Origin of the sequence: Baaleninema simplex PCC 7105 (assembly GCF_000332355.1) — a bacterium.
In the GTDB taxonomy this organism is placed as follows: domain Bacteria; phylum Cyanobacteriota; class Cyanobacteriia; order Cyanobacteriales; family Geitlerinemataceae; genus Baaleninema; species Baaleninema simplex.
Genome location: NZ_KB235958.1, coordinates 1,878,497 through 1,886,416 on the forward strand (window position 1 = coordinate 1,878,497; position 7,920 = coordinate 1,886,416).

The 7,920-nt window shown below is 50.9% G+C and carries 9 protein-coding genes; 1 reads left to right on the forward strand and 8 read right to left on the reverse strand.

The window, feature by feature from the left end; all coding sequences use genetic code 11:
• Window positions 1-383: 383 nt before the first annotated feature.
• From GEI7105_RS0110425 to GEI7105_RS0110455, 7 genes are all read right to left on the reverse strand, one after another.
• On the reverse strand, window positions 384-815 hold the full coding sequence (locus GEI7105_RS0110425; RefSeq protein WP_017660407.1) for a hypothetical protein: 432 nt from the start codon (window positions 813-815) through the stop codon (window positions 384-386).
• A 74-nt stretch (window positions 816-889) separates the two neighbouring features.
• Window positions 890-1,489, reverse strand: a complete 600-nt coding sequence (locus tag GEI7105_RS0110430) for a tetratricopeptide repeat protein (protein WP_017660408.1) — start codon at window positions 1,487-1,489, stop codon at window positions 890-892.
• A gap of 80 nt (window positions 1,490-1,569) precedes the next feature.
• Window positions 1,570-2,151, reverse strand: coding sequence for a GNAT family N-acetyltransferase (locus GEI7105_RS0110435; RefSeq protein ID WP_017660409.1), 582 nt, complete (start codon window positions 2,149-2,151; stop codon window positions 1,570-1,572).
• Window positions 2,152-2,388: 237 nt separating this feature from the next.
• Window positions 2,389-3,555: a peptidoglycan-binding protein gene (locus GEI7105_RS39825; protein WP_017660410.1), complete on the reverse strand. Its 1,167-nt coding sequence runs from the start codon at window positions 3,553-3,555 to the stop codon at window positions 2,389-2,391.
• A gap of 101 nt (window positions 3,556-3,656) precedes the next feature.
• The gene (locus GEI7105_RS0110445) at window positions 3,657-4,661 is read right to left on the reverse strand and encodes a Gfo/Idh/MocA family protein (protein ID WP_051044136.1); all 1,005 of its coding nucleotides are present in this window, start codon (window positions 4,659-4,661) and stop codon (window positions 3,657-3,659) included.
• Between the two features lie 248 nt (window positions 4,662-4,909).
• Window positions 4,910-5,263, reverse strand: a complete 354-nt coding sequence (locus GEI7105_RS0110450) for a phenylpyruvate tautomerase MIF-related protein (RefSeq protein WP_017660412.1) — start codon at window positions 5,261-5,263, stop codon at window positions 4,910-4,912.
• A gap of 119 nt (window positions 5,264-5,382) precedes the next feature.
• Entirely contained in the window at window positions 5,383-5,874 is a 492-nt protein-coding gene (locus GEI7105_RS0110455) for a flavin reductase family protein (RefSeq protein WP_017660413.1), read from the reverse strand.
• 465 nt (window positions 5,875-6,339) lie between these two features.
• On the opposite strand from GEI7105_RS0110455, the gene GEI7105_RS37095 reads away from it, so the two are divergent.
• Window positions 6,340-6,576 carry a hypothetical protein gene (locus GEI7105_RS37095; protein WP_144053749.1) on the forward strand — a complete coding sequence of 79 codons (237 nt, stop codon included), beginning with the start codon at window positions 6,340-6,342 and terminating at the stop codon, window positions 6,574-6,576.
• A 613-nt stretch (window positions 6,577-7,189) separates the two neighbouring features.
• Here the strand turns inward: GEI7105_RS37095 and GEI7105_RS29970 are convergent.
• A partial coding sequence (locus tag GEI7105_RS29970) for an Rpn family recombination-promoting nuclease/putative transposase (protein WP_017660414.1) occupies window positions 7,190-7,920 on the reverse strand: 731 nt, incomplete at its 5' end.

Consider the following 7,920-nt stretch of genomic DNA (forward strand, 5'->3'; position numbering starts at 1 on the left):
GCGCCCAATTCGATGAATTTACATTTTTGAGATGCACCCGACCTATACATTGATTGTGGGGGGTGCATCTCACTTTTGTTATCGAAACCCCACCCATCCTCCCCGAACTCGCGGGGAGATGCCGAAGGCGGAGGGGTCATTCCACGAAATTGAAATGCACCCGTGTAGGGTGGGCAATGCCCACCGACCTATACATTGATTGTGAGTAAGGCTTAATCGCGTAAGTCCAGTCTATTTTAGATGCGATAAAAGCCAAAACAAAGCATTAGTATACTATACTAATTTTAGCATTTTTAACTCACTTTGACCGAAGTTTTTTCTCAATTTATCCGAGGTTTAGAACCTCCGTCGCGCAGGCGTCTAACCGGCAACACCGAAGTCCGCTACCCCTCGCCGGGTTCCGTGTATTCGCAAAACACCCGCAACCCCACCTTGACGATATACAACACCGCGATCGTGGCAATGGCGGGACTGATGGGTAACATGGTCAGTTCCAACAGATAGATAACGACGCCCGTGAACAGTGCCGCGTCTTCCGGTTGGCGGGTGTACGCCGTCACCTTGGCTAAAAACCCCTCGTCGCCGCAAACCTCGTCTCGCAGAACCCGCCGCATCACCGACCACAGGGACTCGCGGGAAACGTCGAAGGAACGCTGTTCTGGGGGAACCTCCCGCTCCCACAGTTCGCCGACGCTGGTGCTGACGTTACCGTGGTGGTGTTCCAGAACCGCCATCGCTTCCCGTGCGGGGGCGTAGTCGTGCAGGAGTTGTTGGGCGTGCTGCATTTCGGCGGGGGTCAGTTTCGGTTCGTCCATGGGCAGTTTGGGAAAACGTCGTTTGTATTGTACTGGGAGAGTTGGAGTTAGGATTCGTCGTTGTCGAGGCGGGATTAAATTAACTCGCGGATTTCGTCGCTGAGGGGTTCGCCTGTCACCTGTTCCCACGTCGACTCGAACGCCGCTTCACCGAGTTCCTGGTGCAACTCGGCTAGTCCTCGCAGTGGATATTCAGCCATATAACCATCTTCAAACCTGATATACGTACCGAGCGCCTGCACGAAATACGACATGGCCTCCTCGAAGCGGCGCTGCAACTGGGCGACCCTGCCCAGTTGGTGATAGTCGCCGGCCGCGTGGTAGGTATCGCCAGCGGCTTCGTAGATTTGCAAAGCTTGGCGGTAGAGGGCTTCGGCCTCCTCGAAGCGGCGCTGCTCCTCGGCGACGATGCCCATTCCCCACTGTTGCAGTCTATCTTCCGTTTTTTTGGCTTTGTCGGGTTCGATACCGTAGGGAAATTTCAGGAAGTCTTCGAGATACCAGCGCAATTCGTCGAGGGCGTCTCGGTCAAATGGATGGTGAAAGGAAATGGGATCGGCGAAGCGGGGTTGCGTTTGTGCGCGTTGCCATGAGAGGCGCACGCTCGAGTCTTGATGGGTAATTCGCAGGTAGTTTCGCGCCATCGCTACCGATTTTTGGGAAATTTTCCCCATCCTAGCGCAAACTTTCAGTCGCCAGTCACCAGTCTTTTACAGTCGCCAGTCACCAGTCTTTTACAGTCGCCAGTCACCAGTCACCAGTTACTGGCGATAGCGGCGCAACATTCCTGCAATTCGTTTCGTTCGGCGCGATCGCGCTCGTAATCGAGCAGTTTTCCATAATAGTCGTGTTCGTTCAAATTCAACGACAAGTAAACGTGCTGTCGGGGATTTTTAAAGCCTTTGCTCGTGAAAAATTTAATCGCCGCTTCGTTAGACGGATCGGTATCCATTAAAACGGTTTCTGCGCCCTGTCCGATCGTCCGTTCGATAAAGCGATCGACCAATTTTCCTGCAATGCCAATTCGATGAAACTCTGGACTCACTCCCAACCAGCGAATATAACTGTAAACGTTGAATTTTTTATCAGATTTTTTCTCGACGATCGTGCCTAAAATAAATCCCGAAAATTGACTGTCTACTTCTGCCACCAAACACAAATCAGAATCGGTGTTGTAAGCTCCGGTGACTTCCCATTCATCCCAGGTTCGATAAAGTGAGGGATACAGTTCACTCGAGAAAAGCTGTTCGCCTAAATGAAAAATGGGCGCAATATCGTCAATTCCCATTTCGCGAATAATAATTTTAGGGTTGAATTTAGATGTTTTTTTAGACATAAATCTACACATCTATATCAGAAATAAAATAATTTTTATTGAAAGTCTGGACTGACACACTTAAGCGTTACCCACGCTAAATGTAGAGGGTGTTGGGCAATGCCCACCCTACACATGGAGTGAATGCGGTTGTTCTGAAGTCTTATCTGATTAAAGGAGTCGATTTCCAGATCCCCGGCATCTTGGAGATGCCGGGGATCTCATACAAGAAGTCCCGATAACGATCGCACTTCTAAATCACTGCAATACACGAAAATATTCCCGAGCGATACCTGCAATATGAGCGGCGCGATCGAGCCAGTTGACAATTCTACGGGCGTTGAAGAAATCCTGATACGAACCCGAAATATAGTCGCTCAAACTATATCCCGTATAGGAACCATCTCGCATTCCCAACACCAAAATTTTCGCCGCGATCTCTTTCTGTGCGGCCAAATCGGGATTGGCGATCAAATCGATGCCCAAACGAGCCGACCAGTGGCGGTAATTGGCTCGTCCCGTAATCTGGACGAACCCCCGTCCTTTATAGAGCGGACCGTCTCCGGCGTAGATGTTTCCCAAATCCGATCGCCACTCGTAATCCCAACCGCTGGCTAACTCTCGCATCCATTTTCCCATGTGAGATTCATGTTCGGCTGTGGCGAGAACGTAGGCAATTTGCCCCAAATCGGTAACGCCGTTGTCGAGACAGGATTGCAGAATTAAGGGAACCGAATCGCGAGCGTGAACGCGAATGTCGGGATAGGGAATCGAGGCGATAATCCGAGGAATATCGAAATTTCCAACCCCTTCTTTCGGGCGATCGGGTTGGTAAACGCGAACGGGCCCGTCGATCAACATCGACCAGGTTTCCCGGCCGACTAAACCGTCTACGAGGAGGTTTCGCTGTGCCTGAAACCGCTTGACGGCGGCTTCGGTATTGACGCCAAACTTTCCATCGACAATTTCGTCGGGGGGAAAAATACCCGCGTCTTTGAGGCGTTGTTGTAAAACGCGAACGAATTCGCTGAGTTCTGGGTAGTCTAAGCCGTCCCCCCGTTTTAAGACGGGAAATCGTGGAATCTCGACGGGAGGCTCGCTGTCTGGATCGTCTTTCGGTGGCTCTGACGGTGGCTCTGACGGTGGCTCTACCGGTTTTGCAGGGGGTTTTTTAGAAATTCCGAGAACGCGATCGATCTCGATCCAGGTACTTTGTCCGACAATACCGTTAACTTCGAGGTCGTGGCGCATTTGAAAAACGCGCACGGCTTTTTCAACCTTGGAGTCGAACTGACCGTCTACGACTTCGCTCTCGGGAAGTAGTTTGAGTCGAATCAGAAGTCGCTGTAACTCTTTGACGGGTTCGATAAACTCCTTCGATTTAATGCCGTCTCCGGGTCGAAGAAAGATGCGTTTGACGGTCATAGTTCGTTTTGAAAATAGCGGTGACTCTATTTTAGACACCGTTGGGCGATTCGCGCGGCTCTACGGTCAAACGAGTCAGTTCGTCTCGATCGCTGGACTTCTCAGCCGCGAACGGCGACTTCGGGCAACCATTCTGTCTCTCGAGACTGCCAAACTTTGCCGTCCATGGCCATTTGCTCGATGGAACTGGCCAGTCGTAGGGCGCGTAACGCCTGTTCTCCGCCGACAGAGGGTTGGTTGCCGCCGCGAACGCAGTTGACGAAATGTTCTAACTCTGCGTGTAGGGGTTCGATGTTGCTAGTGCGGACTTTTTCGATCAGTCCGTCTTGACGATACAACACTTGACCGTAATCGGTGGAGTAGTTGGCGGTGGTTTGACGGTGAATGAGGATTTCGTTGTTGAGGAAATCCGCTTCTGTCAGAGAATTTTTGCAATGAGCGGCGATCGATCGCCGTTTGCGGTGTGTTACCTTACTGGCGGTCAGGGTGGCGATCGCACCGTTGGCGAATCCCAGCGTCGCCGTGACGTAATCTAAATAGGGGGAACCGGAAACGCTGCTGCCGCTGGCGGAGACTTTCACCACGCGATCGCCGATGAGTTCCAACATCAAATCGATGTCGTGAATCATCAAATCTAACACCACCGAAACGTCGTTGGCGCGATCGGAATAAGGGCTGAGGCGATGCGCCTCTAACGCCAAAACGTCTTCGGTTTTTAAGACTTTACTGAGTTCTTGAAACGCGGGATTGAACCGTTCGATATGTCCCACTTGCAAGATACAACCCGATTCGGCTGCTGCATTGACGAGAGCTTCGGCTTCTGCGAGACTCGCCGCGATCGGTTTTTCGATCATGACGTGAATGCCCGCTTCTAGGCAGGCCATTCCCACCGAATAGTGCAACCGCGTCGGAACCGCCACACAAACCGCCTGGACGTGGGGGAGTAAATCGCGGTAGTCTTCGTAAAACTTGACGCGATACTTGCTGGCCGTATCCAGGCCGCGATCGACGTTAATGTCCGCCACTCCCACGAGTTCCACGTCTTTGAGCAGACTTAACACCCGCGTATGGTGTTGACCCATATTGCCAACCCCAATGACACCCATGCGAAGCGGCTCGGGTTGGCTCGTCCCCGCAGTGTTATTTGGATGATTCACGGATAGACTCTCTCATCACACTTGGTTTCGCCTCCCCCAACACCGGAAGAGTAAGTTCGGGCAGCCTAGTACGACCCAAAACTACCCAGATAGTATCACAGCGTCTTAAATTGTAAAGATTTGGCAAGTACAGTTTTCGACACTGTCTACTCCGGCGGATTTCGAGCGATCGGTGCGACGGTTGCAAGGGCGATCGCTCAAGCAAAGGTCGAACCGTTCCACCCCCACATGGCCCGTTCGGCATCGGCGAATTCAATGTACGTTCGTTTGGCCGGAACGCCGATGGCCTTTTCGATTTCTTGACAAAAATCCTCACTCATGGCCTTCGTTTGAGCGGGATTCATATTGCCAATACTTTTAATTTCGATGTAACACACTGGGTCGGTGGTACCGCCGAAGGTCATGGGAACGTCTGCATCAAAGGCTGTCATCACGTAGGATTCGGGTTTTCCCAAGTGTCCCGCCAGCTTGGACGACAGTTGTTTGAGCAGTCCTTCGATCGCCGTTTTCTCCGGTGCTACCGCAGAGGTTTTAACTTGAATTAAAGGCATGATGTCGTTCTCTGAGTCGTAAATGTCTAAAAACCCTTGTTGATGGGATGACCGGATGATGTGATGGGGTGAAGTTTTCTCCCCATCTCTCCATCTCCCCACTGGTGACCGTTGCTAAATTAACCGCCGTAACTCCAGCCGGTACTCGAGAGTTCGAGAATGTCGCCGTCGCGGTGCAATCCAGCCGCAATGACTCGGCCGACGAAAACGGTATGGTCGCCGTGTTCGACACTACCGACCACGTTACATTCGATATATCCGAGAGAGTCTTTAATAATGGGACATCCCGTTTCGCCGAGGACGAACTCGACGTCTTCAAACTTGTTTCCAACGCGGCGTTGGGGTTTGAAGAACTGTTGCGCCATCTCTTTCTGTCCCGCTTCGAGGAAGCTGAGCGCAAACACGCCACTGGCTTTAATCATGGCATTGGAACCGCTATCGTTTTTGACGCAGTTCACCACCAGCGGCGGTTCAAAAGACGCCTGCGTCACCCAACTGGCGGTAAAGCCGTTGACGTTGTCGCTATCTTTGACCCCACAGATGTAGAGTGCGTGGGGCATTTTGCGTAAGAGTGTCTTTTTGGCGGCTTTTTTGTCTTCCGTATCTAACATCGCGTTGTGTTTCCCTTGGGTAGATTTCTCGGGGTGACAGCGCGTTCGGGAACCCGTCGCACCGTCAGAGTCATTGTAAACAGTTCCCCGTCACCCGTCATCTGTCGTTGGTTAGGGCGATTCCTGGCGATCGCGCGGCTTTCGAGTCTCAATCGTCGCGGACGATTGCACGAACTTAAGGGTTGAAGTCTTAAAAAAAGCTTTACTTATCATTGGGATTTAACAATCGAGTTGAAAGACTCTCGACAAATCGGGCGATCGCCTTAACAATGGATTTAATTCAACCTTTTTTGTGTTAACCATAGATTTTTATCTATGTATAGACGATCGCAGATTGCCCAGCAACTCCCGCGATCGCCGTTGAGTTTCAAACGTTCTCTCGTTCGCTCAACACAGACATTCAGACTGCACAAACATCAGCAGCGAAATTGAGTACTAGAGTTTACATCCGATCGATTTACATTTTTGAGATGCGTCCATGCTTACCAACACAACTACATCAGTAAGAGTATCCTGGCAGTGATTGATATCGCCACCGTGGGATTGTTGTGCGATCGCCTCGTCACCTGGATTCAACATCTCGTCGTTTCCCGCAAATATAAAGACATCCAGGTTTACAGGGCAGGTGGTTCGACTCCATTCACTCGAAACACGCCACACCTGCCCTTTTCTTCTTCTCCTTTCTCAACCGTTCTGAACTGAGGCGTTAAGTTTTTCGGGGGAAGAGTGCGATTCGTTACGAACAGTACGTTTAGGGCGGCAAGTTACCCTGAGTCGATCGCTCTTTCCCCTTTCCTCTTGTATGTTAACCCCTGCATTTTAAAATTGGCCGACGACCATGTTAAGCAATCAAAAATCATTTTTTGGCTGAGGTATTAAGTTTTTCGGGGGAAGAGTGCGATTCGTTACGAACAGTACGTTTAGGGCGGCAAGTTACCCTGAGTCGATCGCTCTTTCCCCTTTCCTCCTGTATTTTGACATCAGAGTCAGAGCATCTCAATCAGGCTTGACAAAAGACTTTGAGAAAAGTGGTTGGTAGTAATGAGGAGTAATGCTAATTGGGTTGGGTGCATCTCAATGGATGTAAAAACACGAAACTCTGCGTAGGTGGGACTGAGCGAAGCCGAAGTCCACGGATGAAACGGAGTGGAACCCAACAGCCGATCGATCGAGTAGGTCAGCTTGTATCCAATGAATTTACATTTTTGAGATGCACCCCTTTGATTTTTAAACTCTTGCCATGAAAGGATTGTGACTGACCAGTATCATTAGAGTGCAAAACTACCGAATCCCCGCACCTTAAGGCTGTGGAATGTCAATCGGAGGAAAGCTCCTGCCACCAAGTTTGCAAATCGGCGAGACTGGTGAAATCGAGTAAGGCTTCCCCCAAGGCTTCAATTTGCGCCAGTGGTAACGCCGCAATTTGACTCGAGATTTCTGGGGGAATCTCTCCAATCCGGCGATGGAGAAGTCGCAGTACCATCGCAACACCTTCTTCGCGGCGTCCTTCCTGAAGTCCCGCCTGATGTCCTTCTTGAAGTCCCGCCTGACGTCCTTCTTGTAATGCTTCTTCCCAAATCTCTCGAAATACCACCGATTCTTGCATGATTTCTCTCCTGAAGATTTGCTGAATCAGCTCTGTTTCTAATAGTAGCCCAGCTAAAATGGCAGCGGAGGCGGTGAGATTGCTTTGGGTACGGCGATCGCGAAGGCGTTGTATTTCTCGGGCCACTTGCTGGAGCAGTTCGGTTCGTTCTTCGCTACGAGCCAACACTGCCAACGGTAACAGTCCCGGTGCGCTGAGAAAGAGTTCGGGGGGTTGTTCCCACAGGCGCACTACTTCAAATTCATGGCGAGTACCGGGAATTTCAAAGGTGTTTTGATAGACGAACGCCGACTGGCTGGGTTTCAAGTACACCACCACCTGTCGCATCTGTTTTTCGGGAAACCGACGATACACCCGCAGGCGGTAATCGGCCATGCGAAAGGCCATTTCGGCTTCGGGTCGGGTTTGAAACTCGACGTGCAGAACTGTATCGGTCGATT

Coding starts and splice junctions, on each gene's coding strand:
- GEI7105_RS0110425 (WP_017660407.1), bottom strand. CDS start 815: ATGGACGAACCGAAACTGACCCCCGCCGAAATGCAGCACGCCCAACAA.
- GEI7105_RS0110430 (WP_017660408.1), bottom strand. CDS start 1,489: ATGGGGAAAATTTCCCAAAAATCGGTAGCGATGGCGCGAAACTACCTG.
- GEI7105_RS0110435 (WP_017660409.1), bottom strand. CDS start 2,151: ATGTCTAAAAAAACATCTAAATTCAACCCTAAAATTATTATTCGCGAA.
- GEI7105_RS39825 (WP_017660410.1), bottom strand. CDS start 3,555: ATGACCGTCAAACGCATCTTTCTTCGACCCGGAGACGGCATTAAATCG.
- GEI7105_RS0110445 (WP_051044136.1), bottom strand. CDS start 4,661: ATGGGTGTCATTGGGGTTGGCAATATGGGTCAACACCATACGCGGGTG.
- GEI7105_RS0110450 (WP_017660412.1), bottom strand. CDS start 5,263: ATGCCTTTAATTCAAGTTAAAACCTCTGCGGTAGCACCGGAGAAAACG.
- GEI7105_RS0110455 (WP_017660413.1), bottom strand. CDS start 5,874: ATGTTAGATACGGAAGACAAAAAAGCCGCCAAAAAGACACTCTTACGC.